This window comes from Escherichia sp. WS1152 (assembly GCF_046487665.1).
In the GTDB taxonomy this organism is placed as follows: Bacteria; Pseudomonadota; Gammaproteobacteria; order Enterobacterales; family Enterobacteriaceae; genus Escherichia; species Escherichia coli.
On record NZ_JBJQJA010000008.1, the window covers coordinates 134,828 to 160,154 of the forward strand.

Sequence of the window (25,327 nt, forward strand, 5' to 3'; positions counted from 1 at the left end):
TATGAGTCAGAAAAATTTTGTTGAACTGCGCAACGTCACTAAACGATTCGGCAGTAATACGGTTATCGACAATATCAATCTCACCATCCCACAAGGGCAAATGGTGACGCTGCTCGGTCCTTCCGGCTGTGGCAAAACCACCATTTTGCGTCTGGTTGCCGGGCTGGAAAAACCGAGCGAAGGGCAAATTTTTATTGATGGCGAAGATGTCACGCATCGTTCCATTCAACAGCGCGATATCTGCATGGTGTTTCAGTCATACGCTCTGTTCCCGCATATGTCGCTGGGTGAAAACGTTGGCTACGGGCTGAAGATGCTTGGCGTGTCGCGTAGCGAAGTGAAACAGCGGGTGAAGGAGGCGCTGGCAATGGTGGATCTGGAAGGCTTCGAGGACCGCTATGTCGATCAGATTTCCGGTGGTCAGCAACAGCGTGTGGCACTGGCCCGCGCGTTGATCCTCAAGCCAAAGGTGCTGCTGTTTGATGAGCCGTTAAGTAACCTCGATGCCAACCTGCGCCGCAGTATGCGCGATAAGATCCGCGAGCTGCAAAAGCAGTTTAATATCACGTCGCTCTACGTCACTCACGATCAAAGTGAAGCTTTCGCGGTGTCCGACACTGTGCTGGTAATGAATAAAGGTCACATCATGCAGATTGGCTCACCGCAGGATCTCTATCGTCAGCCAGCCTCCCGATTTATGGCAAGTTTTATGGGCGACGCCAACCTGTTCCCGGCGAACTTTAGCGAAGAGTATGTCGATATCTACGGTTATCGCCTGCCGCGCGCGGCGCATTTCCCGGCGCAAGGTAGCGGCACCGTCGGCGTTCGCCCGGAAGCCATCACCTTAAGCAATCACGGCGAAGAGAGTCAGCGTTGTGTTATTCGCCATGTCGCCTACATGGGGCCGCAGTACGAAGTGACCGTAGAGTGGCATGGACAGGAGATTTTATTACAAGTAAACGCCACCCGTTTACAGCCCGATATTGGTGAGCACTATTACCTCGAAATCCATCCTTACGGGATGTTTGTTTTAGCGGATGCGGCATAAAAATAGCACATAAACGGTCCCCATCTGTCTTGAGGGACCGTTCACCTGGTTAGGCTTCGGACAACAATTATTCTCCAGTGTTATATACTATAGGGGGGTATGCATTGACATATAGCATACCCCCCTATAGTATATTGCGTGCAGATGATGAGGTGCGAAATGCCCAGTACTCCGGAAGAGAAGAAAAAGGTCCTTACTCGAGTTCGTCGTATTCGGGGGCAGATTGATGCTCTGGAACGGTCGCTGGAGGGTGATGCCGAATGCCGTGCCATACTCCAACAGATCGCTGCCGTTCGGGGCGCGGCTAACGGGCTGATGGCTGAAGTGCTTGAAAGCCATATCCGGGAAACGTTTGACCGAAATGACTGCTACAGCCGCGAAGTCAGCCAATCCGTTGACGACACTATTGAACTGGTTCGTGCCTATCTTAAATAGCTGAATCTATTACCATATTGAGGAAGAGCGAGAGATGAAATCACGTGCTGCCGTTGCATTTGCTCCCGGTAAACCGCTGGAAATCGTTGAAATTGACGTTGCACCACCGAAAAAAGGTGAAGTGCTGATTAAAGTCACCCATACCGGCGTTTGCCATACCGACGCATTTACCCTCTCCGGCGATGACCCGGAAGGTGTATTCCCGGTGGTTCTCGGTCACGAAGGGGCTGGCGTTGTGGTTGAAGTCGGTGAAGGCGTAACCAGCGTCAAACCAGGCGACCATGTGATCCCGCTTTACACCGCAGAGTGCGGCGAGTGTGAGTTCTGTCGTTCTGGCAAAACTAACCTCTGTGTTGCGGTTCGCGAAACCCAGGGTAAAGGCCTGATGCCAGACGGCACCACCCGTTTTTCTTACAACGGGCAGCCGCTTTATCACTACATGGGGTGCTCTACATTCAGTGAATACACCGTAGTCGCGGAAGTGTCTCTGGCAAAAATTAATCCAGAAGCAAACCATGAACACGTCTGCCTGCTGGGCTGTGGCGTGACCACCGGTATTGGCGCGGTACACAACACAGCTAAAGTCCAGCCAGGGGATTCTGTTGCTGTGTTTGGTCTTGGCGCGATTGGTCTGGCAGTGGTTCAGGGCGCGCGTCAGGCGAAAGCGGGACGGATTATCGCTATCGATACCAACCCGAAGAAATTCGATCTGGCGCGTCGCTTCGGTGCCACCGACTGCATTAACCCGAATGACTACGACAAACCGATTAAAGATGTCCTGCTGGATATCAACAAATGGGGTATCGACCATACCTTTGAATGCATCGGTAATGTCAACGTGATGCGTGCGGCGCTGGAAAGTGCGCACCGCGGCTGGGGTCAGTCGGTGATCATCGGGGTCGCGGGTTCCGGTCAGGAAATCTCCACCCGTCCATTCCAGTTGGTCACTGGTCGCGTATGGAAAGGTTCCGCGTTTGGCGGCGTGAAAGGTCGTTCCCAGTTACCGGGTATGGTTGAAGATGCGATGAAAGGTGATATCGATCTGGAACCGTTTGTCACGCATACCATGAGCCTGGATGAAATTAATGACGCCTTCGACCTGATGCATGAAGGCAAATCCATTCGAACCGTAATTCGTTACTGATTTCCCGCTGGTTTACCCCGTCCACTTCATACGGGGTTCTTAATACTCTCCCCGGGCAGCCGTCCGGGGGATTAACCGTGAGATAATGACTGATGGAACTCATTGAAAAACATGCCAGCTTTGGCGGCTGGCAAAATGTGTATCGGCATTATTCCGCATCACTGAAATGTGAAATGAATGTCGGCGTCTATCTCCCACCAAAAGCTGCAGGTGAAAAATTACCGGTGCTGTACTGGCTTTCGGGCCTGACCTGCAATGAGCAGAATTTCATTACTAAATCGGGGATGCAGCGTTACGCGGCTGAGCACAACATTATTATTGTTGCGCCGGACACCAGTCCGCGAGGCAGTCATGTCGCAGATGCCGACCGTTACGATCTCGGGCAAGGTGCCGGGTTTTACCTGAACGCGACGCAAGCGCCGTGGAATGAACATTACAAAATGTATGACTATATCCGCAACGAGCTGCCGGATTTAGTGATGAATCATTTTCCGGCAACGGCCAAAAAGTCTATCTCTGGTCATTCTATGGGCGGACTGGGCGCGCTGGTGCTGGCGTTACGTAACCCAGATGAATATGTCAGCGTCTCGGCGTTTTCGCCCATTGTCTCCCCATCGCAAGTGCCGTGGGGACAGCAAGCCTTTGCTGCATATCTTGGTGAAAATAAAGAGGCCTGGTTGGATTACGACCCGGTGAGTCTTATTTCACAAGGTCAACGCGTTGCGGAAATCATGGTTGATCAGGGGTTGAGTGATGATTTTTACGCGGAACAGCTGCGGACTCAAAATCTTGAAAAGATCTGCCAGGAGATGAATATCAAGACGTTAATCCGTTATCACGAGGGTTACGACCACAGCTATTATTTTGTCTCCAGTTTTATTGGCGAGCATATTGCCTACCACGCCAATAAACTGAATATGCGTTAATAATAGTGCACGACTGCCGGATGCGGCGTGAACGCCTTATCCGCCTACATTTCGCCCGCAGGCCGTAGGCATGATAAGACGCGCATAGCGTCGCATCAGGCATCTGCGCACGACTGCCGGATGCGGCGTGAACACCTTATCCGGCCAACATTTCGCCCGTAAACCGTAGGCCTGATAAGACGCGCAAGCGTCGCATCAGGCATCTGCGCTCAACTGCCGGATGCGGCGTAAACGCCTTATCCGGCCTACATTTCGCCCATAAACCGTAGGCCTGATAAGACGCGCATAGCGTCGCATCAGGCATCTGCGCACGACTTATCTATGTTTACCACATCAAATCATCAGGCACTTTGAAGTCGGCATACGGATCGTCTTCATCCTGCTCTTCGGCACTGAGCGCGCAATGCAACACAATACTGCTGGCATCACGCTGAGCAATTTTATCGGCAACGCTGGCGGGAATAATGGCGTATTCACCTTCGCTATTGTTATCGACCAACAAGCGGGCAATCGCCAGACGACCATTAATCAACTGCGCCTGTGTGAGCTTATCGACAAAAATCTTCTTAATCAGATTGCCGTCAGTGAAGTTAAAACCAATATCGCCATTGGCAATGGTGATCCGGTTCATTTCAATAAGCTGCTTCACCTGAGCTTTATATTCTTTCGCCAACGCCGCTTGTTTTTGCTGTTCGCTAAGCTGTTTATCACGCTCAAGCTGTGCCTTTTTATTTTCTTCTACCGCAGCCCGAGCTTCACGCGCCTGAACGCGCGATTTTTTCGCCGTTCTCTCGACCTTCGCCGCTTTTTTGCTGGTGACTAATCCTGCTTTGAGCAACTGCTCTTGTAAGGTAAGTTTTGCCATCTTTGTTTCCAAACCCGCTGAATAATTTTTAGCGAGTATACCTGTAAACGCCGTGGGTGTATTGGGGGCAAGTCCCTTTCGCCCCTGCTTAATAAGGCGCGTCAGGCATCGGCACACGGCTGCATTCTTGATCTCCGACTCATCAAAATAAACACCGCCAACCCCGCAACAAGAATACCCGGTGCAGAAGCGGCCATTACGCCGACCGTGCCAGTGCCTAATGCCAGCATTTTCCCGGCCAGTAACGGACCGCTCATAGCCCCCAGACGCCCTACCGCCACGGCTGTTCCCACACCTGTTGCGCGGATCTGCGAACTGTAAAACAACGGTGCCAGGGCATACAAAACGCTTTGCCCACCTGTCGCAAACAACCCCGCGACAAATCCCGCCAGCAACATACCGTTAAATGACGACACCGTTCCAAGCGCCAGCAGCGAAGTTAACATGCCGCTATAAATCAGTAGCGACATGGTTACTGGACGCAGCTTATCCATCAATGCGCCCAACATTAACGTCCCGCTCGCCGCACCCATTTGCAGTGCAAACATCACCCCTGCCGCCTGCGATGGCTGGAATCCTTGCTCCACCAAAAGCAGCGGTAGCCAGTTGATCAACATGTAAACCACCAGCAGAGTGAAGAAATAACACAGCCACAGCAGCAGCGTCGCGGTTGCCGTTTCTGGCGCAAATAACGCACGCAGTGGTGGCGCAGCCTGTTTTTCGCCAGCGAAAACCGCCGACTCCGGCAGCCAGCGCATTAATAGCGGCACCAGAATCAACGGCACCACACCACCTACCCAAAACACCGTTTGCCATGCTAAGTTTGCCCCCGCGAAACCCAGTGTCGCCGCCAGCGCCGCGCCAATGGGAACACCGCAATACATCAGGCTCACTGCCGTCCCACGAAAACGTGGACCCGCGGCTTCAGACGTCAGGGCGATAAGATTCGGCAACGCCGCCCCCAGCCCGACACCGGTCATCAGCCGCGCAAAGACCAGTGAGGGGAAATCCCAGGCAATCGCCGTTGCCAGTGAGAACAAACCAAACAGCGCAACTGAGCCAATCAAAATGCGCTTGCGACCATAACGGTCCGCCAGCATTCCGCCAACCAACGCGCCGGGTAGTAAACCGAGTATTCCGGCGCTGAATATCCAGCCCATTTGCATTTTATCGAGTGCGAAAGCCTGGGCGATGCCACCCGCCGCAATGCCAGCCGCCTGAAGATCCAGCCCTTCCATCAGAGCGACCAAAAAACAAAGCCCGATGGTCAGCATCAGGCGGGATGAAGATGATGAAGGGGTACGAGTCGACATAAGATGAACCTCGTTGCGAGTGCAGGTGAATCGCGACTGATACATTGCCAGCCGCGTAATCAGAACTATTTAATGACTGCCTACGGGCGAAATGTAGGCCGGATAAGGCGTTCACGCCGCATCCGGCAGTCGTGTGCAGATGCCTGATGCGACGCTTGCGCGTCTTATCAGGCCTACAAATTCCCGCGCCATCCGTAGGCCGGATAAGGCGTTTACGCCGCATCCGGCAGTCGTGCGCAGATGCCTGATGCGACGCTTGCGCGTCTTATCAGGCCTACAAATTCCCGCGCCATCCGTAGGCCGGATAAGGCGTTCACGCCGCATCCGGCAGTCGTGTGCAGATGCCTGATGCGACGCTTGCGCGTCTTATCAGGCCTACAAATTCTCGCGCCATCCGTAGGCCGGATAAGGCGTTCACGCCGCATCCGGCAGTCGGGTGCAGATGCCTGATGCGACGCTAACGCGTCTTATCAGGCCTACAAATTCTCACGCCACCCGTAGGCCGGATAAGGCGTTTACCGCATCCGGCAGTCGTGCTGGGATGGGCATACAAAATGCACGTTCTCGGCAGTCAATATTATTTGTTGTTGCGCAGATCCAGCGCCACGTCGACGATCATATCCTCCTGGCCGCCAACCATCCGGCGTTTGCCCAGCTCAACGAGAATATCCACCGCGCTTAAGCCATAACGCGCCGCCGCCGTTTCACAGTGACGCAGGAAGCTGGAGTAAACACCAGCGTATCCCAGCGCCAGCGTTTCGCGATCGACTCGTACCGGACGATCCTGCAACGGACGCACCAGGTCGTCAGCGGCATCCATTAACGCATAGAGATCGGCCCCATGCTGCCAACCCAGTTTATCCACGGCGGCAATAAATACTTCCAGCGGCGCGTTACCTGCGCCCGCGCCCATTCCCGCGAGGCTGGCGTCGATTCGGTCGCAGCCCTCTTCCACCGCCGCGATAGAGTTCGCCACGCCAAGACTCAGGTTATGGTGAGCGTGCATGCCGGTTTGCGTTTCTGGTTTCAGCACTGCTTTCAGGGCGCGGAAACGGTCACGGATATCGCTCATGTTCATCGCACCGCCAGAATCCACCACATAAATACAGGTCGCACCGTAGCCTTCCATCAGCTTTGCCTGCTTGGCGAGATTCTCCGGCGTGGTCATATGGCTCATCATCAGAAAACCAACGGTGTCCATTCCGAGCTCGCGGGCATACTGAATATGCTGGGCGGAAACATCAGCTTCGGTACAGTGCGTTGCCACACGAACCACCCGCGCGCCAGCCTGCCAGGCATTTTTCAGATCGTGAATAGTGCCGATTCCTGGCAGCAACAACGTCGCGATTTTGGCGTGCTTCACCACATCCGCCGCCGCTTCAATCCATTCAAGGTCGCTATGTGCGCCGAAACCATAGTTAAAGCTGGAACCCTGCAAACCGTCGCCGTGGGCCACTTCAATCGAATCCACGCGGGCATCGTCCAGTGCTTTGGCAATCTGGCGAACGTTTTCCAGCGAATACTGATGACGAATGGCGTGCATACCGTCACGCAACGTGACGTCCGAGATATAAAGTTTTTTACCGTTCATGCCGCTTCTCCTGCCTTGCGCGCCAGTGACTGGGCCATTTTTTCCGCTGTCGCCAGCGCACTGGAAGTCATAATGTCGAGGTTGCCCGCATAGGCAGGCAGATAATGCGCTGCGCCTTCGACTTCCAGCCAGACCGCCGTTTTCAGCCCGGAGAACTGACCCACGCCCGGCAAATTAACCGGTTTATCCTGCGGGATAACTTCAAACTGCACGCGCTGTTTCAGGCGATATCCCGGTACGTAAGCCTGCACCGCCTCAGCCATTTCATTGATTGAGGCTTCGATATCATCTTGTGAAGCTTCGTCGCTCAATACATACACCGTGTCACGCATCATCAACGGTGGCTCTGCTGGGTTAAGCACGATAATTGCCTTCCCTTTTGCCGCGCCGCCCACCACTTCAATGGCTCGGGAAGTGGTTTCCGTAAATTCATCGATATTGGCACGCGTGCCAGGTCCGGCAGATTTACTGGCGATAGAAGCGATAATTTCGGCGTAATGAACACGCGCCACGCGTGAAACTGCCGCCACCATTGGAATGGTGGCCTGGCCGCCGCAGGTGACCATATTGACGTTCAGTTGTTCGACATTCGCATCAAGGTTAACCACCGGCACGCAGTAAGGGCCGATGGCAGCAGGCGTCAGGTCGATTAAGCGAATATCCGGTTTCGCTTCGCGCAAAGCGGCATCGTTTTTCACATGTGCGCCCGCGCTGGTCGCATCAAATACAATGTCGATATCAGCAAATTCAGGCATGTTCATCAGCCCGATCACCCCTTCATGGGTGGTGGCGACGCCCATACGTCTGGCACGCGCCAGACCGTCGGACTGAGGATCAATACCGACCATCACCGCCATCTCCAGATGCTGACCGTGACGCAAAATTTTAATCATCAGATCGGTGCCAATGTTGCCAGAACCGATAATGGCGACTTTACGCTTACTCATGACAGACTTCCTTTTGGGGCTGCGCTTGAAAATGTCGCAGCAACTGAACCTATGCCTTCAATATGGGCTTCAAAACGATCGCCCGCATTCACTGCCACCATCGGACCTAATGCCCCGGTAAGAATGATATCTCCGGCGCGCAGCGGTTCACCCAGACTGGCCATTTTGCGTGCCAGCCAGACGGCGGCATTAAGCGGATGTCCTAGGCATTCGCTGCCGCGCCCGCTGGAAACCTCTTCGTTATTACGCGTCATCTTCATGGCGCAGTTTTTCAGGTCTAACCCCGCCGGACGTTGCGCCGGACCGCCGATGACATACACCCCGCAGGAAGCGTTATCTGCCACGGTATCGACAAACTGAATCGACCAGTCGCGAATGCGGCTCCCCACCACCTCCAGCGCCGGAAGTACCCATTCAATGGCGTTATACAATTCGTCGAAGGTGATATCGGTTGCGGGCAAATCGCGGTTCAACACCAGTGCGATCTCCGCTTCAATGCGGGGTTGCAGAACACGGGAAAAAGGAATGGTTTCGTTATCGCCATAACACATGTCGGCAAATAACGTCCCGAAATCCGGTTGATCAACGCCCAGTTGTTGCTGCACTTTCGGATGTGTCAGGCCCACTTTACGCCCCACCACGCGACGCCCCTGCGCAACGTCATATTGCACATTTATGTGCTGAATGGCGTAGGCCGCTTCAGCGTTATCGATACCAATCAGATCGCGCAGCGGCGCAATCGCTTCGCCCTGCTCTGCGGCGCGGCGTAAATCCGCCGCCAGTTGCTCAAGAGTATGCTTCGTCATGACCGTTCCTTAAGCACGTGCGAGGAAATTCAGCACCAGTTGATTGAAAGCGTCGGCATGTTCCCACTGCGCCCAGTGACCACAGTCGCGGAAGATATGCAGTTCAGAACCAGCAATGCCGGACAGTAGACGCAGCCCCGCATCCATCGGCACAAAGCGGTCGTTGCGCCCCCAGACAATCAGGGTTTGCGCTTTGATTTCCGCCAGACGTGGGCCAAAATCCGGGAACTGTTTCGGATTAGCTTCCAGGCTCTTAACGAAGTTTTCCAGGTGATCGCGGCGCGACAGCATATTATTCAGGCGCGCTTCAAACAGGGCGTCGGTCAAATCGCTGGTATCAAAAACGAAGATATCCATCATCAGCTTCAGGTTTTCGATAGTCGGCTGACGATAAAGCTGATTCAGTCGCTTAATACCTTCGGTTGGCATCGGCGTAAACAAACTCATGCCGCCCGTACCGCCGCCCATCAGCACCAGTTTGCCGACGCGCTCCGGCCAGTTAAGGGTGAACGCCACAGAACTATGGCCACCCATTGAGTTGCCCAGCAGGTGGATTTTGGCGATATCCAGTTGATCCACCACGCTTTTCAGGATTCGTGCATTAAGATCCGATCGCGAACCACTATTAACGATCGAATCGCTCTTACCCCAACCCGGACAATCCAGCAGGATCACCCGATAGCCCGCCTCTACCAGCGGATCGATATTGCGGCTGAAGTTCGCCCAGCCAGTAGCACCCGGGCCGGAACCATGCAGCAGGACAACGGTTTCGTCGCCTTGTCCGCAGTCATTAAAATGGATGCGCAGCGTTTTACCCGCTTCTTCTACATTCAGAAAACGGCTGGTGGCGGCTTCGGTTTGTGGCTGATAACTCATCATCTTCTCCTGCATATTCAGTTCTCTGTTCTGGCGCTTAACGAGCCAAATCCGGCAATCCACTCCGGGATTGGGCGGTAATAACGCCCTTCGCTACGCCAGTTGCCAAATGCAGAAATAGCGGCAAAAGCGGCGACCCAGGTTTTGATTTCATGTGTCGACTTTCCGGCAATGGCGGAAAGCTCTTCGTTACTGACGGCATCCAGTTCCTGTATGCGTCCCTGCTCCAGCAAAGTCATGAACTGGTTATCCCAAATCGGGTTGAGCGGATGCAGAGTTCTCTGATCCTCAACAAACTTCTCAGCGGCGCTAATCACCCGTTGCTGACGCAATTCGCGCTCACTGGCGGGTAAATCTTTCCCGCTCCCCAACAGACGGTCGCGCATATGGGCATCGGCTTTCGCCAGTTCGGGCACCGGCGGCTGATGGGAAAGCCCACCGGAACCCAGGAACAGCACGCGTTTATTGAGAGTGCTGGTGAAACGTCCAATGGCTTCACCCAACATGCGGGTACGCTGGAAACCGGGCAGCGGCGTGGCGACACCGTTGATGAACACAGGCAGAACTGGCACCTTATCCAGCCCACCGAGCAGGAACTCCAGCGGCTGGGCGAACCCGTGGTCCACCTGCATACAGTAAGAAACGGCAAGATCGATCCCGCTCTTCATGACGGCATGCGCACAGGCCTCCGCCAACTCCACAGGCACTGGCAGCTCTCCTGCCGCACTACCGAAATCACCAATTGCCGTCGCTCCAACGCCTAAACAGAACGGTGGCATCACGTCATAGAAAAAGCCGTTGTAGTGATCTGGCGCAAACAGCACCACCAGTTCAGGGGAGAAAGCCGCAATACGCTCGCGGGCGCTGGCAATCACGCCATCGACCTCATCGAGCACCTCTTGCGCCGGGTCGACATACCCCACCAGCGGCGAGTGGGAAAGACAGTGAAGATAAGCGTGCATATCAGGCTACCTTTTCGACAGAAACGTCGGCATCAGGGCGGGTCAGCGTCATCACCGACGCCAGTTTATTCAGGGTCTTGCCCAGGGTTTGCGGAATGGCGGTGGCGGCAACAAAGCGATCCGGGCGCATCACCACCAGCGAAGCATTGTGTTGCGCGAACCAGCTACGCAGGCGACCTTGCGTATCCCCCACGCGTAGTACGCCGTCGTGGTTATCCTGTGCGGTATGAATTTGCACTTCCGGCACCACCTGAATGAAGCGTGTGCCCAACGCGCGCCACTGCTGGATTTGCTCGTCGCTCATCCCCCACAGTGGATTGCATCCCCAGCCAATTACCGCGAAGTTCGCGCCGATCGCGTTATCGAGCAGCGTCACGTCGCCGTTTTCCAGCGTGACTTTCGGCTGAATAAACATCTTGCCGACCGGAGAGTGCTTCGCTTCGCCCTCACGCACCAGCGCACCGCCGTAATATTGCGGCATCGGCTTGAAGCGCATTTCGAGGAAGTAGCGTTTTACTGGCGGCAGATAATTCAGCAGCCAGGAAACGCCGTCACGTAACGTACCCTGCCAGCGTTTCGGCGGAGCCAGCACGTTGCCCGCCGTCACGGACAGGTCAATCATCGCTTTGGCGTGATCGCGACGTTCTTGTTGATAGGTATCGAGCAGCGCATCGCGGGCTTTCCCCTGGATAACCAACGCCAGTTTCCATGCGAGGTTAAAGGCGTCGCGCATGCCACTGTTATAGCCCTGCCCCTGCCATACCGGCATGATGTGCGCGGCATCGCCCGCCAGCAGTACGCGATCAATACGGAAACGTTGCGCCAGTCGCGCGTTGTGGGTGTAGACACGCTGGCGAATCAATTCAACATTGTCCGGATTAGGCAGCACTTTGCTTAACAGCTTGCGCATATTTTGCGGCTCACGCAGCTGTTCTTCGGTTTCTCCCGGCATCACCATAAATTCAAAGCGACGTACCGCATGAGGCAGCGCGGCAGAAACATACGGGCGCACCGGATCGCAACACAAATAGATATGCGGCGTACTTAACGGATCGTTGGCGATATCTACCACAATCCACTGATTTGGTGCAGTTTTACCTTCAAACGGCACATTCAGGGTGCGACGGACAAAACTTGCCCCACCATCACAGGCCACCAGCCACTGGGCTTTGACTATTTCCCGCTGCCCTTCTGCCGTTTTCAGGTGCAAGGTCACTTCGTCATCTTGCTGACTGAAGGCCTCCAGCTCGCGGGAAAACAAGCAGCGCACATTCGGAAAACGCGACACCCCTTCCAGCATCACCGCATCGACCTGCGGCTGAATAAAGGCGTTACGGCGCGGCCAGCCAAATTCATCGGTCATTGGCTGAATATCAGCAAAACAGCGGCCCTTCGGGGTGAGAAAACGCATCGCGTGCCACGGTGTAGTGTGCGGCAGAACATTATCGACCAGGCCAACCGACTGCATGGTGCGCAGCGCCTCGTCATCAATACCAATCGCACGCGGGTAGTCGATCAACTTATCGAGTTTCTCCACCACCAGCACGTCAATGCCCATCTGGCCGAGATAGTTCGCCATCATCAGTCCGACCGGACCGGCACCAGCGATCGCCACCTGAACGCTATGGTTAACAGCAGGCTGGATGTCAGGGTGTTGTATTGCCATTTCAGTACCTCACGACTCGGACAAAATGCCGTTGCGCGCACAGTACGGCGCAACTTATTTTGTTAAAAACATGTAAATGATTTTTTATTGTGCGCTCAGTATAGGAAGGGTGTTTTCGGCTACAATCAAAACATGCCCGAATGTGCACCAGGTGCACAACGTTGTTTTAACTATAGAAATGTCAATTAATATGCAGAACAATGAGCAGACGGAATACAAAACCGTGCGCGGCTTAACCCGCGGTCTAATGTTATTAAATATGTTAAATAAACTTGACGGCGGTGCCAGCGTCGGGCTGCTGGCGGAACTCAGCGGCCTGCATCGCACCACTGTGCGGCGACTGCTGGAGACGCTGCAGGAAGAGGGATATGTCCGGCGTAGTCCCTCCGATGATAGTTTTCGTCTGACCATCAAAGTGCGGCAATTAAGCGAAGGATTTCGTGACGAACAGTGGATTTCTGCACTGGCGGCCCCACTGCTGGGCGATCTGTTGCGCGAAGTGGTATGGCCGACAGATGTGTCCACGCTGGATGTTGATGCAATGGTGGTACGCGAAACCACCCACCGTTTCAGCCGCTTATCCTTTCACCGGGCAATGGTCGGGCGACGTTTGCCGCTTCTGAAAACCGCCTCGGGCCTGACCTGGCTGGCCTTTTGCCCGGAACAAGAACGCAAGGAATTAATCGAAATGTTAGCCTCCCGCCCCGGTGATGACTATCAACTGGCACGAGAACCGTTAAAGCTGCAAGCCATTCTGGCGCGCGCGCGCAAAGAGGGTTACGGACAGAACTACCGCGGCTGGGATCAGGAGGAGAAGATCGCCTCTATCGCCGTACCGCTGCGCAGTGAACAACGGGTGATTGGCTGTTTGAATCTGGTGTATATGGCGAGCGCAATGACCATCGAACAGGCAGCGGAAAAGCATCTTCCGGCACTACAACGGGTAGCAAAACAGATCGAAGAAGGGGTTGAATCGCAGGCTATTCTGGTGGCCGGACGGCGAAGCGGCGTGCATTTACGCTAGTTACGCCAATGTGTAATTTGGCCCATTCTCATCGTTATTCGCCCATTTGCCCACATGCACAGTACGGGCTGCACGCTACGCTAATGACATCAATACTGTGATGTGGAGCAAATCATGAAAATTACGCAAATTCGTAATGCCACCCAAATTATCCAATACGCTGGCAAAACATTTCTTATCGACCCGTTACTCGCGCCTAAAGGAAGTTATCCGGGTTTTGCCGGAACGGCACGCGCAGAAATCCGCAATCCAACGGTAGAATTACCGTGCGATTTAACAACGTTACTCAACGTTGACGCCCTAATCGTGACTCATTTACATGAAGATCACTGGGACGAAACAGCCTCCCGCGTCGTCCCTAAAGATAAACTGATTTATGTGCAAAATGAGCAAGATGCTGAATCACTGCATAAACAAGGATTTACACATCTTACCGTACTTACCGATGAGACTAAATTTGGCGATATTACTCTGCATAAAACGACAGGGCAGCACGGCTCCGATCGCACCTATGCCGACCCGGCGATGGCGAAGCGTTTAGGCGCAGCCTGCGGCGTTGTTTTCCAGCACCCGACAGAGAAAACGCTCTATCTGGCTGGCGATACCCTCTGGCGTGACGACGTCGAGGCTACAATGCTAACTTTCCAACCAGAAGTGGTTGTGTTGAATGCCGGATTTGCGCATGTTCTGGGGCATGGCGCGATAATTATGGGAGCAGAAGATATTCTCAAAACACATTTTACCCTGCCAGAAGCGCAAATTGTCGCGACACATATGGAGGCCGTAAACCACTGTTTGCTGACGCGTGATGCGCTCAAGGAATACGCCAGAGATAATCAAATTATCGAATTTGTGAACGTACCAGAAGATGGTGAAACGTTGACATTCTAATTCGGAGATAAAGAGTGTTATGCGCCCGCTAACTGTTGCCATTATCGCCGTTGCCGGTTTTAGTCCTTTTCACCTTTCCGTACCGTTTATCGTATTTAGCGAAAAAATGGCGGAGAAAAAACACTTTCACGTAATTATCTGCGCTGAAAAGCCGGGAAACGTGGACTCTGCCGATGGGTTTTCCGTAACCGCCACCCATGACTATACCGCAGTCATCCAGGCGGATATTGTGATAATTCCTTACTGGGGAACCATTACACAAAAACCGCCACAAAAACTGCTGGAAGCCTTAACGACCGCACGGGATAACGGCGCACAGATTGTCGGGCTTTGCCTGGGCACGTTTGTGCTCGGCTATGCAGGTTTACTGAAAAATAAGCGTGCCGCCACGCACTGGGAGTTCGAGCGTGAATTTCAGGCACGTTTTCCACAAACACATCTGGATATTAACGCGTTGTACGTAGACGATGACGGCATTATTACCTCTGCCGGTACTGCCGCGGCGCTGGATTGCTGTTTGTATATTGTTCGGCAACATTTTGGCAGCGACTATGCTAACCATATTGCCCGACGGATGGTCGTACCGCCATATCGCACTGGCGGTCAGGCGCAGTTTATTGAGCAACCAGTGCCGAAAAATACCCATGATGAACGCATTAATCTCCTGCTGGATTACCTGCGGCAAAACATTGCGCAACAGCATGATCTCGACTCGCTGGCGCAGCGAGTAATGATGAGTCGCCGCACATTAACTCGCCATTTTATGAAAGCGACCGGTTCGAGTATCGCCGAATGGCTTATTACTGAACGCTTACGCCGTAGCCAGGAACTGTTGGGATCCAGTCAATTGCCCGTTGAGCGGATAGCAGCTGAGGTGGGTTTTCTCTCACCTGTGACCTGGCGTCAGCATTTTAAATCTCACTTCGGCGTCAGCCCCGCCGAATGGCGCAAAACCTTTCGCGGTATGGCATGATAGCGCCCGGAAGAGAGTCAATTCAGGGTGGTGAATGTGAAACCAGTAACGCTATACGATGTCGCAGAGTATGCCGGTGTCTCTTATCAGACCGTTTCCCGCGTGGTGAATCAGGCCAGCCACGTTTCTGCGAAAACGCGGGAAAAAGTGGAAGCGGCGATGGCGGAGCTGAATTACATTCCCAACCGCGTGGCACAACAACTGGCGGGGAAACAGTCGTTGCTGATTGGCGTTGCCACCTCCAGTCTGGCCCTGCACGCGCCGTCGCAAATTGTCGCGGCGATTAAATCTCGCGCCGATCAACTGGGTGCCAGCGTGGTGGTGTCGATGGTAGAACGAAGCGGCGTCGAAGCCTGTAAAGCGGCGGTGCACAATCTTCTCGCGCAACGCGTCAGTGGGCTGATCATTAACTATCCGCTGGATGACCAGGATGCCATTGCTGTGGAAGCTGCCTGCGCTAATGTTCCGGCGTTATTTCTTGATGTCTCTGACCAGACTCCCATCAACAGTATTATTTTCTCCCATGAAGACGGTACGCGACTGGGCGTGGAGCATCTGGTCGCATTGGGTCACCAGCAAATCGCGCTGTTAGCGGGCCCATTAAGTTCTGTCTCGGCGCGTCTGCGTCTGGCGGGCTGGCATAAATATCTCACTCGCAATCAAATTCAGCCGATAGCGGAACGGGAGGGCGACTGGAGTGCCATGTCCGGTTTTCAACAAACCATGCAAATGCTAAATGAGGGCATCGTTCCCACTGCGATGCTGGTTGCCAACGATCAGATGGCGCTGGGCGCAATGCGCGCCATTACCGAGTCCGGGTTGCGCGTTGGTGCGGATATCTCGGTAGTGGGATACGACGATACCGAAGACAGCTCGTGTTATATCCCGCCGTTAACCACCATCAAACAGGATTTTCGCCTGCTGGGGCAAACCAGCGTGGACCGCTTGCTGCAACTCTCTCAGGGCCTGGCGGTGAAGGGCAATCAGCTTTTGCCCGTCTCTCTGGTGAAAAGAAAAACCACCCTGGCGCCCAAGACGCAAACCGCTTCTCCCCGCGCGTTGGCCGATTCATTAATGCAGCTGGCACGACAAGTTTCCCGACTGGAAAGCGGGCAGTGAGCGCAACGCAATTAATGTGAGTCAGCTCACTCATTAGGCACCCCAGGCTTTACACTTTATGCGTCCGGCTCGTATGTTGTGTGAAATTGTGAGCGGATAACAATTTCACACAGGATACAGCTATGACTATGATTACGGATTCACTGGCCGTCGTATTACAACGTCGTGACTGGGAAAACCCTGGCGTTACCCAACTTAATCGCCTTGCAGCACATCCCCCTTTCGCCAGCTGGCGTAATAGCGAAGAGGCCCGCACCAATCGCCCTTCCCAACAGTTGCGCAGCCTGAATGGTGAGTGGCAATTTGTCTGGTTTCCGGCACCAGAAGCGGTTCCGGAAAGCTGGCTGGAGTGCGATCTTCCTGTCGCCGATACTGTCGTCGTCCCCTCAAACTGGCAGATGCACGGTTACGACGCGCCCATCTACACCAACGTGACCTATCCCATTACGGTCAATCCGCCATTTGTTCCCACGGAGAATCCGACGGGTTGTTACTCGCTCACATTTAATGTTGATGAAAGCTGGCTACAGGAAGGCCAGACGCGAATTATTTTTGATGGCGTTAACTCGGCGTTTCATCTGTGGTGCAACGGGCGCTGGGTCGGTTACGGCCAGGACAGTCGTTTGCCGTCTGAATTTGACCTGAGCGCATTTTTACGCGCCGGAGAAAACCGCCTCGCGGTGATGGTGCTGCGCTGGAGTGACGGCAGTTATCTGGAAGATCAGGATATGTGGCGGATGAGCGGCATTTTCCGTGACGTCTCGTTGCTGCACAAACCGACCACACAAATCAGCGATTTCCATGTTGCCACTCGCTTTAATGATGATTTTAGCCGCGCGGTACTGGAGGCAGAAGTTCAGATGTACGGCGAGCTGCGCGATGAGCTGCGGGTGACGGTTTCTTTGTGGCAGGGTGAAACGCAGGTCGCCAGCGGCACCGCGCCTTTCGGCGGTGAAATTATCGATGAGCGTGGCGGTTATGCCGATCGCGTCACACTAGGTCTGAACGTCGAAAACCCGAAACTGTGGAGCGCCGAAATCCCGAATATCTATCGTGCGGTGGTTGAACTGCACACCGCCGACGGCACGCTGATTGAAGCAGAAGCCTGCGATGTCGGTTTCCGCGAGGTACGGATTGAAAATGGCCTGCTGCTGCTGAACGGCAAGCCGTTGCTGATTCGCGGCGTTAACCGTCACGAGCATCATCCTCTGCATGGTCAGGTCATGGATGAGCAGACGATGGTGCAGGATATCCTGCTGATGAAGCAGAACAACTTTAACGCCGTGCGCTGTTCGCATTATCCGAACCATCCGCTGTGGTACACGCTGTGCGACCGCTACGGCCTGTATGTTGTGGATGAAGCCAACATTGAAACCCACGGCATGGTGCCAATGAATCGTCTGACCGATGATCCGCGCTGGCTACCCGCGATGAGCGAACGCGTAACGCGAATGGTGCAGCGCGATCGTAATCACCCGAGTGTGATCATCTGGTCGCTGGGAAATGAATCAGGCCACGGCGCTAATCACGACGCGCTGTATCGCTGGATCAAATCTGTCGATCCTTCCCGCCCGGTGCAGTATGAAGGCGGCGGAGCCGACACCACGGCCACCGATATTATTTGCCCGATGTACGCGCGCGTGGATGAAGACCAGCCCTTCCCGGCGGTGCCGAAATGGTCCATCAAAAAATGGCTTTCGCTACCTGGAGAGCTGCGCCCGCTGATCCTTTGCGAATATGCCCACGCGATGGGTAACAGTCTTGGCGGCTTCGCTAAATACTGGCAGGCGTTTCGTCAGTATCCCCGTTTACAGGGCGGCTTCGTCTGGGACTGGGTGGATCAGTCGCTGATTAAATATGATGAAAACGGCAACCCGTGGTCGGCTTACGGCGGTGATTTTGGCGATACGCCGAATGATCGCCAGTTCTGCATGAACGGTCTGGTCTTTGCCGACCGCACGCCGCATCCGGCGCTGACGGAAGCAAAACACCAGCAGCAGTTTTTCCAGTTCCGTTTATCCGGGCGAACCATCGAAGTGACCAGCGAATACCTGTTCCGTCATAGCGATAACGAGCTCCTGCACTGGACGGTGGCACTGGATGGCAAGCCGCTGGCAAGCGGTGAAGTACCTATGAATGTCGCTCCGCAAGGTAAACAGGTAATTGAATTGCCTGGACTACCGCAGCCGGAGAGCGCCGGACAACTCTGGCTCACAGTACGCGTAGTGCAACCGAACGCGACCGCATGGTCAGAAGCCGGACACATCAGCGCCTGGCAGCAGTGGCGTCTGGCGGAAAACCTCAGCGTGACACTCCCCTCCGCGCCCCACGCCATCCCGCAACTGACCACCAGCGAAACGGATTTTTGCATCGAGCTGGATAATAAGCGTTGGCAATTTAACCGCCAGTCAGGCTTTCTTTCACAGATGTGGATTGGCGATGAAAAACAACTGCTGACGCCGCTGCGCGATCAGTTCACCCGTGCACCGCTGGATAACGACATTGGCGTAAGTGAAGCGACCCGCATTGACCCTAACGCCTGGGTCGAACGCTGGAAGGCGGCGGGCCATTACCAGGCCGAAGCAGCGTTGTTGCAGTGCACGGCAGATACACTTGCCGACGCGGTGCTGATTACGACCGCTCACGCGTGGCAGCATCAGGGAAAAATCTTATTTATCAGCCGGAAAACCTACCGGGTTGATGGTAGTGGTCAAATGGCGATTACCGTTGATGTTGAAGTAGCGAGCGATACACCGCATCCGGCACGGATTGGCCTGACCTGCCAGCTGGCGCAGGTTGCAGAGCGGGTAAACTGGCTCGGATTAGGGCCGCAAGAAAACTATCCCGACCGCCTTACTGCGGCCTGTTTTGACCGCTGGGATCTGCCATTGTCAGACATGTATACCCCATACGTCTTCCCGAGCGAAAACGGTCTGCGCTGCGGGACGCGCGAATTGAATTATGGCCCACACCAGTGGCGCGGCGACTTCCAGTTCAACATCAGCCGCTACAGTCAACAACAACTGATGGAAACCAGCCATCGCCATCTGCTGCACGCGGAAGAAGGCACGTGGCTGAATATCGACGGTTTCCATATGGGGATTGGTGGCGACGACTCCTGGAGCCCGTCAGTGTCGGCGGAATTCCAGCTGAGCGCCGGTCGCTACCATTACCAGTTGGTCTGGTGTCAAAAATAATAATAACCGGGCAGGCCATGTCTGCCCGTATTTCGCGTAAGGAAATCCATTATGTACTATTTAAAAAACACAAACTTTTGGATGTTCGGTTTATTCTTTTTCTTTTACTTTTTTATCATGGGAGCCTACTTCCCGTTTTTCCCGATTTGGCTACATGACATCAACCATATCAGCAAAAGTGATACGGGTATTATTTTTGCCGCTATTTCTCTGTTCTCGCTATTATTCCAACCGCTGTTTGGTCTGCTTTCTGACAAACTCGGGCTGCGCAAATACCTGCTGTGGATTATTACCGGCATGTTAGTGATGTTTGCGCCGTTCTTTATTTTTATCTTCGGGCCACTGTTACAATACAACATTTTAGTAGGATCGATTGTTGGTGGTATTTATCTTGGCTTTTGTTTTAACGCCGGTGCGCCCGCAGTAGAGGCATTTATCGAGAAAGTCAGCCGTCGCAGTAATTTCGAATTTGGTCGCGCGCGGATGTTTGGCTGTGTTGGCTGGGCGCTGTGTGCCTCGATTGTCGGCATCATGTTCACCATCAATAATCAGTTTGTTTTCTGGCTGGGTTCTGGCTGTGCACTCATCCTCGCCGTTTTACTCTTTTTCGCCAAAACGGATGCGCCCTCTTCTGCCACGGTTGCCAATGCGGTAGGTGCCAACCATTCGGCATTTAGCCTGAAACTGGCGCTGGAACTGTTCAGACAGCCAAAACTGTGGTTTTTGTCACTGTATGTTATTGGCGTTTCCTGCACCTACGATGTTTTTGACCAACAGTTTGCTAATTTCTTTACTTCTTTCTTTGCCACCGGTGAACAGGGGACGCGGGTATTTGGCTACGTAACGACAATGGGCGAATTACTTAACGCCTCAATTATGTTCTTTGCGCCACTGATCATTAATCGCATCGGTGGGAAAAACGCCCTGCTGCTGGCTGGCACTATTATGTCTGTACGTATTATTGGCTCATCGTTCGCCACCTCAGCGCTGGAAGTGGTTATTCTGAAAACGCTGCATATGTTTGAAGTACCGTTCCTGCTGGTGGGCTGCTTTAAATATATTACCAGCCAGTTTGAAGTGCGTTTTTCAGCGACGATTTATCTGGTCTGTTTCTGCTTCTTTAAGCAACTGGCGATGATTTTTATGTCTGTACTAGCGGGCAATATGTATGAAAGCATCGGTTTCCAGGGCGCTTATCTGGTGCTGGGTCTGGTGGCGCTGGGCTTCACCTTAATTTCCGTGTTCACGCTTAGCGGCCCCGGCCCGCTTTCCCTGCTGCGTCGTCAGGTAAATGAAGTCGCTTAAGCAAACAATGTCGGATGCGGCGCGAGCGCCTTATCCGACCAACATATCAGGACGGAATGATCGCAATGAACATGCCAATGACCGAAAGAATAAAAGCAGGCAAGCTATTTACCGATATGTGCGAAGGCTTACCGGAAAAAAGACTTCGTGGGAAAACGTTAATGTATGAGTTTAATCACTCGCATCCATCAGAAGTTGAAAAAAGGGAAAGCCTGCTTAAAGAAATGTTTGCCACGGTAGGGGAAAACGCCTGGATAGAACCACCTGTCTATTTCTCTTACGGTTCCAACATCCATATAGGCCGCAATTTTTATGCAAATTTCAATTTAACCATTGTCGACGACTACACGGTCACGATCGGTGATAACGTATTGATTGCACCCAATGTTACTCTTTCCGTTACGGGACACCCTGTACACCATGAATTGAGAAAAAACGGTGAGATGTACTCTTTTCCGATAACGATTGGCAATAACGTCTGGATCGGAAGTCATGTGGTTATTAATCCAGGCGTCACCATCGGGGATAATTCTGTTATTGGCGCGGGTAGTGTCGTCATAAAAGACATTCCACCAAACGTCGTGGCTGCTGGCGTTCCTTGCCGGGTTATTCGCGAAATAAACGACCGGGATAAGCAATATTATTTCAGAGATTACAAAGTTGAATCGTCAGTTTAAATTATAAAAATTGCCTGATGCGCTTCGCTTATCAGGCCTACAAGTTCAGTGATCTACATTAGCCGCATCCGGCATGAACAAAGCGCAGGAACAAGCGTCGCATTATGCCTCTTTGACCCACAGCTGCGGAAAACGTGCTGGTGCAAAACGCAGGGTTATGATCATCAGCCCAACGACGCACAGCGCATGAAATGCCCAGTCCATCAGGTAATTGCCGCTGATACTACGCAGCACACCAGAAAACCACGGGGCAAGCCCGGCGATGATAAAACCGATCCCCTGCATAAACGCCACCAGCTTGCCAGCAATAGCCGGTTGCGCAGAGTGATCGAGCGCCAGCAGCAAACAGAGCGGAAACGCGCCGCCCAGACCTAACCCACACACCATCGCCCACAATACCGGCAATTGCAGCGGCAGCCAGATAAAGCCGCAGAAACCCACCAGTTGTAACGCCAGTGCCAACAGCAAAAGTTTGCGCCGATCCTGATGGCGAGCCATAGCAGGCATCAGCAAAGCTCCTGCGGCTTGCCCAAGCGTCATCAATGCCAGCAAGGAACCGCTGTACTGCGCGCTGGCACCAATCTCAATATAGAAGGCGGGTAACCAGGCAATCAGGCTGGCGTAACCACCGTTAATCAGACCGAAGTAAACACCCAGCGTCCACGCGCGAGGAGTGAAAACCACGCGAACCGGAGTGGTTGTTGTCTTGTGGGAAGAGGCGACCTCGCGGGTGCTTTGCCACCACCAGGCAAAGAGCGCAACAACGGCAGGCAGCGCCCACCAGGCGAGTGTTTGATACCAGGTTTCGCTATGTTGAACTAACCAGGGTGTCAGGGCGGCACCAAGCCCACCGCCGCCCATCAGAGCCGCGGACCACAGCCCCATCACCAGTGGCGTGCGCTGCTGAAACCGCCGTTTAATCACCGAAGGCATCACCGCCTGAATGATGCCGATCCCCACCCCACCGAGCAGTGCGCTGCTAAGCAGCAGCGCACTTTGGGGGTAAAGCTCACGCATCAATGCACCGACGGCAATCAGTAACAAACTGATGGCGACGCTGCGACGTTCGCTGACATGCTGATGAAGCCAGCTTCCGGCCAGCGCCAGCCCGCCCATGGTAACCACCGGCAGAGCGGTCAACAGGGCAGCCACGCTAAAGCTCATTCCGCTTGCCTGGCGCAATTGCGGTAGCAGTGGCCCGACGGAGGTGAGCAGTGGTCGCATATTAAGACCAATCAGCACCAGAACCAGCAGCATCGTGAACGTCTTTTGATGGTTACGCATGGCTGTCAGAACGGTTTGGTCGGCAGATATTTACCATCTAAGGTGATGACCGCACGTTCGCCACCTTCCGGGTCCGCCACTTTCTTAACGTCGAGTTTGAAGTTAATCGCGCTGATAATGCCATCGCCAAACTTCTCATGAACCAACGCTTTCAGGGTTGTGCCGTACACCTGCAACATTTCATAGAAACGATACATCGTTGGGTCGGTTGGAATACGGTCATCAATGCAGCCACGCAGTGGGATCATCTGTAACAGTAGAATGGCGTCTTCGTCGAGATCCAGCTTCGCCCCGACCTGGCGGGCGGCGTCGGCAGGAAGCGCCTGCTGACCCAGCAAAGCCGCGGTCACAAAGGCTTCTGCCAGACCGGTGCCGTCGGCAATCTCGGCAAATGAGAGATCTTTTTTAGCTTTGCTGAGCAAAATGGCATCGGCAAGATCAAGACGAATATTGCGATTAATTTGCGACTGAATCATGGTGCATCTCCTGATGGTTTAAAAATAAGGTTACGCTGCGGTCGGTTGGCGTAGCGGTATGGCACAAACGCGAGGATTAGCGGCCAGTGGCACAAACTGGCGGGTTGCGCCGTCAAACGCTGCGATGCTGCCGCTTTCAATGTCGTAGACCCAGCCGTGCAGGGCGATCCGCCCCTCTTCGAGCGCCAGGCGCACCGATGGATGAGTTTGCAAATTAGACAACTGAGCAATGACGTTTTCACGTACCATCGCCGCAGCTTTTGACGGTAAATCGGGATGCGGGCGCGCCTCATTAACGACGCGGGCTGAATCGGCATAACGCAGCCAGTGGGAGACGGCAGGCATATGGTCCATGCACTGACAGCTGGCAATGGCGGTCATTGCGCCACAGTTGGAATGACCGCAAATCACAATGTCAGATACCCGAAGCGCGGCGACGGCATACTCCACCGAAGCAGAAACGCCACCGGGTTCCGGCCCGTAGGAAGGGACGATATTGCCCGCATTGCGAATAACAAACAGATCGCCAGGCTCACGTTGCGTCACCAGCTCAGGGACCAGACGGCTGTCGGAGCAGGAGATAAAAAGTGTGCGCGGGCTTTGCTGTGTCGCCAGCTGTTTAAACAAGGCTTCCCGCTTCGGAAATGCCTCGCGCTGGAATTTAAGGAATCCATCAATAACCTCTTTCACCGTTAACCTCTGTCTGTCTCTGGAATGAGAGGCAGACTACTCGCCGATTGTCATAAGGTAAAAGTCTCATTTATGATGAGTTCTATTGGATTTACTTATAGGTTGGCGAATGCTCTCTCGACATATCAATTATTTTCTTGCCGTGGCTGAACATGGCAGCTTCACCCGTGCCGCCAGTGCGTTGCACGTCTCCCAGCCTGCGCTTTCCCAGCAGATTCGCCAGTTAGAGGAGAGTTTAGGCGTGCCGCTGTTTGACCGTAGCGGGCGAACGATTCGTCTCACTGATGCAGGAGAAGTCTGGCGACAGTACGCCAGCCGGGCGTTACAGGAACTGGGAGCGGGTAAACGGGCGATTCATGATGTTGCCGATTTGACGAGAGGATCGCTGCGTATCGCCGTCACCCCCACCTTTACGAGCTACTTTATCGGCCCCTTAATGGCGGATTTCTATGCGCGCTACCCCGGCATCACGCTCCAGCTACAGGAAATGTCGCAGGAGAAAATCGAAGATCTGCTTTGCCGCGACGAGTTGGACGTTGGGATTGCCTTCGCGCCTGTGCATTCGCCGGAGCTGGAGGCAATTCCTTTACTGACAGAAAGTTTAGCGTTAGTCGTGGCGCAACATCATCCGCTGGCCGCCCATGAACAGATGGCGTTGAGTCGCTTGCATGATGAAAAACTGGTCCTGCTCAGCGCGGAATTTGCCACCAGAGAGCAAATTGACCACTACTGCGAGAAAGCGGGGCTGCATCCACAGGTGGTAATTGAGGCGAACTCAATTAGCGCGGTTCTGGAGCTGATTCGCCGCACTTCCCTTTCCACATTGTTACCAGCAGCGATTGCCACACAACATGACGGGCTTAAAGCTATTTCTCTTGCCCCGCCACTACTGGAGAGAACGGCGGTTTTGTTGCGGCGGAAAAATAGCTGGCAGACAGCCGCCGCGAAGGCATTTTTGCACATGGCGTTGGAGGAATGCGCGGATGTTGGCGGGAATGAATCACGGTAGCCGCTGACACAGGTCTGCGGCTGGAATTGCCTGATGCGCTACGCTTATCAGGCCTACGAGTTCAGTGTAAGGCGTTCACGCCGCATCCGGCATAAACTACGCT

The 25,327-nt window shown here is 53.9% G+C and carries 23 protein-coding genes; 12 read left to right on the forward strand and 11 right to left on the reverse strand.

The features are described 5' to 3' along the window. The first annotated feature begins 1 nt into the window (after position 1). The 4 genes from fbpC to fghA all read left to right on the forward strand — a co-directional run bounded on the left by fbpC (position 2) and on the right by fghA (position 3,553). Positions 2–1,048: a ferric ABC transporter ATP-binding protein gene (gene fbpC / locus ACJHW7_RS14735; protein ID WP_000078831.1), complete on the forward strand. Its 1,047-nt coding sequence runs from the start codon at positions 2–4 to the stop codon at positions 1,046–1,048. Between the two features lie 159 nt (positions 1,049–1,207). After that, positions 1,208–1,483, forward strand: coding sequence for a formaldehyde-responsive transcriptional repressor FrmR (gene frmR / locus ACJHW7_RS14740; protein ID WP_001141271.1), 276 nt, complete (start codon positions 1,208–1,210; stop codon positions 1,481–1,483). Between the two features lie 34 nt (positions 1,484–1,517). After that, positions 1,518–2,627 (forward strand): S-(hydroxymethyl)glutathione dehydrogenase, encoded by a 1,110-nt coding sequence (frmA, locus tag ACJHW7_RS14745; RefSeq protein WP_000842102.1) that lies wholly within the window; start codon positions 1,518–1,520, stop codon positions 2,625–2,627. Between the two features lie 92 nt (positions 2,628–2,719). Next, positions 2,720–3,553 carry an S-formylglutathione hydrolase gene (gene fghA, locus ACJHW7_RS14750; RefSeq protein WP_021556544.1) on the forward strand — a complete coding sequence of 278 codons (834 nt, stop codon included), beginning with the start codon at positions 2,720–2,722 and terminating at the stop codon, positions 3,551–3,553. Positions 3,554–3,878: 325 nt separating this feature from the next. On the opposite strand, the gene ACJHW7_RS14755 is transcribed toward fghA, so the two are convergent. The 8 genes from ACJHW7_RS14755 to ACJHW7_RS14790 form a co-directional block, all read right to left on the reverse strand. Beyond that, positions 3,879–4,418, reverse strand: a complete 540-nt coding sequence (locus ACJHW7_RS14755; RefSeq protein WP_021556543.1) for a DUF2058 domain-containing protein — start codon at positions 4,416–4,418, stop codon at positions 3,879–3,881. Positions 4,419–4,519: 101 nt separating this feature from the next. Further along, positions 4,520–5,731: a 3-(3-hydroxy-phenyl)propionate transporter MhpT gene (gene mhpT / locus ACJHW7_RS14760; RefSeq protein WP_021556542.1), complete on the reverse strand. Its 1,212-nt coding sequence runs from the start codon at positions 5,729–5,731 to the stop codon at positions 4,520–4,522. A 577-nt stretch (positions 5,732–6,308) separates the two neighbouring features. Beyond that, positions 6,309–7,322 (reverse strand): 4-hydroxy-2-oxovalerate aldolase, encoded by a 1,014-nt coding sequence (mhpE, locus tag ACJHW7_RS14765; RefSeq protein ID WP_001013510.1) that lies wholly within the window; start codon positions 7,320–7,322, stop codon positions 6,309–6,311. Next, positions 7,319–8,269 carry an acetaldehyde dehydrogenase gene (mhpF, locus tag ACJHW7_RS14770; protein WP_000044308.1) on the reverse strand — a complete coding sequence of 317 codons (951 nt, stop codon included), beginning with the start codon at positions 8,267–8,269 and terminating at the stop codon, positions 7,319–7,321. Before mhpF ends, mhpE begins: the two co-directional genes overlap by 4 nt. Beyond that, positions 8,266–9,075, reverse strand: a complete 810-nt coding sequence (mhpD, locus tag ACJHW7_RS14775; RefSeq protein ID WP_000160731.1) for a 2-keto-4-pentenoate hydratase — start codon at positions 9,073–9,075, stop codon at positions 8,266–8,268. The genes mhpF and mhpD overlap by 4 nt, the downstream gene beginning before the upstream one ends. Positions 9,076–9,084: 9 nt before the next feature. Beyond that, positions 9,085–9,951, reverse strand: a complete 867-nt coding sequence (gene mhpC / locus ACJHW7_RS14780; RefSeq protein WP_000121896.1) for a 2-hydroxy-6-oxonona-2,4-dienedioate hydrolase — start codon at positions 9,949–9,951, stop codon at positions 9,085–9,087. A 17-nt stretch (positions 9,952–9,968) separates the two neighbouring features. Next, complete coding sequence (gene mhpB / locus ACJHW7_RS14785) at positions 9,969–10,913, reverse strand: 2,3-dihydroxyphenylpropionate/2,3-dihydroxicinnamic acid 1,2-dioxygenase (RefSeq protein ID WP_021556541.1); 945 nt, start codon at positions 10,911–10,913, stop codon at positions 9,969–9,971. A 1-nt stretch (position 10,914) separates the two neighbouring features. Further along, on the reverse strand, positions 10,915–12,579 hold the full coding sequence (locus ACJHW7_RS14790; RefSeq protein ID WP_001007431.1) for a bifunctional 3-(3-hydroxy-phenyl)propionate/3-hydroxycinnamic acid hydroxylase: 1,665 nt from the start codon (positions 12,577–12,579) through the stop codon (positions 10,915–10,917). A 190-nt stretch (positions 12,580–12,769) separates the two neighbouring features. On the opposite strand from ACJHW7_RS14790, the gene ACJHW7_RS14795 reads away from it, so the two are divergent. The 7 genes from ACJHW7_RS14795 to lacA all read left to right on the forward strand — a co-directional run bounded on the left by ACJHW7_RS14795 (position 12,770) and on the right by lacA (position 21,765). Then, positions 12,770–13,603, forward strand: a complete 834-nt coding sequence (locus ACJHW7_RS14795) for a DNA-binding transcriptional regulator (RefSeq protein ID WP_001180626.1) — start codon at positions 12,770–12,772, stop codon at positions 13,601–13,603. 114 nt (positions 13,604–13,717) lie between these two features. After that, complete coding sequence (locus tag ACJHW7_RS14800; RefSeq protein ID WP_000705452.1) at positions 13,718–14,494, forward strand: MBL fold metallo-hydrolase; 777 nt, start codon at positions 13,718–13,720, stop codon at positions 14,492–14,494. Between the two features lie 19 nt (positions 14,495–14,513). Beyond that, on the forward strand, positions 14,514–15,467 hold the full coding sequence (locus tag ACJHW7_RS14805; RefSeq protein ID WP_001247692.1) for a GlxA family transcriptional regulator: 954 nt from the start codon (positions 14,514–14,516) through the stop codon (positions 15,465–15,467). Between the two features lie 36 nt (positions 15,468–15,503). Next, the gene (lacI, locus tag ACJHW7_RS14810; protein ID WP_024227145.1) at positions 15,504–16,586 is read left to right on the forward strand and encodes a DNA-binding transcriptional repressor LacI; all 1,083 of its coding nucleotides are present in this window, start codon (positions 15,504–15,506) and stop codon (positions 16,584–16,586) included. A gap of 122 nt (positions 16,587–16,708) precedes the next feature. Beyond that, complete coding sequence (lacZ, locus tag ACJHW7_RS14815) at positions 16,709–19,783, forward strand: beta-galactosidase (RefSeq protein WP_021556539.1); 3,075 nt, start codon at positions 16,709–16,711, stop codon at positions 19,781–19,783. A gap of 51 nt (positions 19,784–19,834) precedes the next feature. Continuing rightward, positions 19,835–21,088, forward strand: coding sequence for a lactose permease (gene lacY, locus ACJHW7_RS14820; protein ID WP_000291549.1), 1,254 nt, complete (start codon positions 19,835–19,837; stop codon positions 21,086–21,088). A 65-nt stretch (positions 21,089–21,153) separates the two neighbouring features. Beyond that, a complete protein-coding gene (gene lacA / locus ACJHW7_RS14825) occupies positions 21,154–21,765 on the forward strand; it encodes a galactoside O-acetyltransferase (RefSeq protein WP_024227144.1) in 612 nt (203 codons plus the stop codon). Between the two features lie 102 nt (positions 21,766–21,867). Here the strand turns inward: lacA and cynX are convergent, their stop codons facing one another. Genes cynX through cynT form a run of 3 tightly spaced genes read right to left on the reverse strand, consistent with a single transcriptional unit; the run spans position 21,868 to position 24,215 of the window. Further along, the gene (gene cynX / locus ACJHW7_RS14830; protein ID WP_001307618.1) at positions 21,868–23,049 is read right to left on the reverse strand and encodes a cyanate transporter CynX; all 1,182 of its coding nucleotides are present in this window, start codon (positions 23,047–23,049) and stop codon (positions 21,868–21,870) included. 5 nt (positions 23,050–23,054) lie between these two features. Continuing rightward, positions 23,055–23,525, reverse strand: a complete 471-nt coding sequence (cynS, locus tag ACJHW7_RS14835) for a cyanase (protein WP_000616247.1) — start codon at positions 23,523–23,525, stop codon at positions 23,055–23,057. A 30-nt stretch (positions 23,526–23,555) separates the two neighbouring features. After that, positions 23,556–24,215, reverse strand: coding sequence for a carbonic anhydrase CynT (gene cynT / locus ACJHW7_RS14840; RefSeq protein WP_021556537.1), 660 nt, complete (start codon positions 24,213–24,215; stop codon positions 23,556–23,558). Between the two features lie 109 nt (positions 24,216–24,324). Here cynT and cynR point away from each other — a divergent pair, with 109 nt between their 5' ends. Then, positions 24,325–25,224: a transcriptional regulator CynR gene (gene cynR / locus ACJHW7_RS14845; RefSeq protein ID WP_021556536.1), complete on the forward strand. Its 900-nt coding sequence runs from the start codon at positions 24,325–24,327 to the stop codon at positions 25,222–25,224. Positions 25,225–25,327 lie beyond the last annotated feature (103 nt).

Excerpts from the sequence above, each read along its gene's own strand:
- mhpF (WP_000044308.1), bottom strand. The coding sequence starts at position 8,269 with ATGAGTAAGCGTAAAGTCGCCATTATCGGTTCTGGCAACATTGGCACC.
- mhpD (WP_000160731.1), bottom strand. The coding sequence starts at position 9,075 with ATGACGAAGCATACTCTTGAGCAACTGGCGGCGGATTTACGCCGCGCC.
- lacA (WP_024227144.1), top strand. The coding sequence starts at position 21,154 with ATGAACATGCCAATGACCGAAAGAATAAAAGCAGGCAAGCTATTTACC.
- lacY (WP_000291549.1), top strand. The coding sequence starts at position 19,835 with ATGTACTATTTAAAAAACACAAACTTTTGGATGTTCGGTTTATTCTTT.
- cynX (WP_001307618.1), bottom strand. The coding sequence starts at position 23,049 with ATGCGTAACCATCAAAAGACGTTCACGATGCTGCTGGTTCTGGTGCTG.
- ACJHW7_RS14805 (WP_001247692.1), top strand. The coding sequence starts at position 14,514 with ATGCGCCCGCTAACTGTTGCCATTATCGCCGTTGCCGGTTTTAGTCCT.
- frmA (WP_000842102.1), top strand. The coding sequence starts at position 1,518 with ATGAAATCACGTGCTGCCGTTGCATTTGCTCCCGGTAAACCGCTGGAA.
- mhpE (WP_001013510.1), bottom strand. The coding sequence starts at position 7,322 with ATGAACGGTAAAAAACTTTATATCTCGGACGTCACGTTGCGTGACGGT.
- mhpC (WP_000121896.1), bottom strand. The coding sequence starts at position 9,951 with ATGAGTTATCAGCCACAAACCGAAGCCGCCACCAGCCGTTTTCTGAAT.
- frmR (WP_001141271.1), top strand. The coding sequence starts at position 1,208 with ATGCCCAGTACTCCGGAAGAGAAGAAAAAGGTCCTTACTCGAGTTCGT.
- cynR (WP_021556536.1), top strand. The coding sequence starts at position 24,325 with ATGCTCTCTCGACATATCAATTATTTTCTTGCCGTGGCTGAACATGGC.
- ACJHW7_RS14795 (WP_001180626.1), top strand. The coding sequence starts at position 12,770 with ATGCAGAACAATGAGCAGACGGAATACAAAACCGTGCGCGGCTTAACC.
- mhpT (WP_021556542.1), bottom strand. The coding sequence starts at position 5,731 with ATGTCGACTCGTACCCCTTCATCATCTTCATCCCGCCTGATGCTGACC.
- lacZ (WP_021556539.1), top strand. The coding sequence starts at position 16,709 with ATGACTATGATTACGGATTCACTGGCCGTCGTATTACAACGTCGTGAC.
- ACJHW7_RS14800 (WP_000705452.1), top strand. The coding sequence starts at position 13,718 with ATGAAAATTACGCAAATTCGTAATGCCACCCAAATTATCCAATACGCT.
- ACJHW7_RS14755 (WP_021556543.1), bottom strand. The coding sequence starts at position 4,418 with ATGGCAAAACTTACCTTACAAGAGCAGTTGCTCAAAGCAGGATTAGTC.
- mhpB (WP_021556541.1), bottom strand. The coding sequence starts at position 10,913 with ATGCACGCTTATCTTCACTGTCTTTCCCACTCGCCGCTGGTGGGGTAT.
- cynS (WP_000616247.1), bottom strand. The coding sequence starts at position 23,525 with ATGATTCAGTCGCAAATTAATCGCAATATTCGTCTTGATCTTGCCGAT.
- fbpC (WP_000078831.1), top strand. The coding sequence starts at position 2 with ATGAGTCAGAAAAATTTTGTTGAACTGCGCAACGTCACTAAACGATTC.
- ACJHW7_RS14790 (WP_001007431.1), bottom strand. The coding sequence starts at position 12,579 with ATGGCAATACAACACCCTGACATCCAGCCTGCTGTTAACCATAGCGTT.
- fghA (WP_021556544.1), top strand. The coding sequence starts at position 2,720 with ATGGAACTCATTGAAAAACATGCCAGCTTTGGCGGCTGGCAAAATGTG.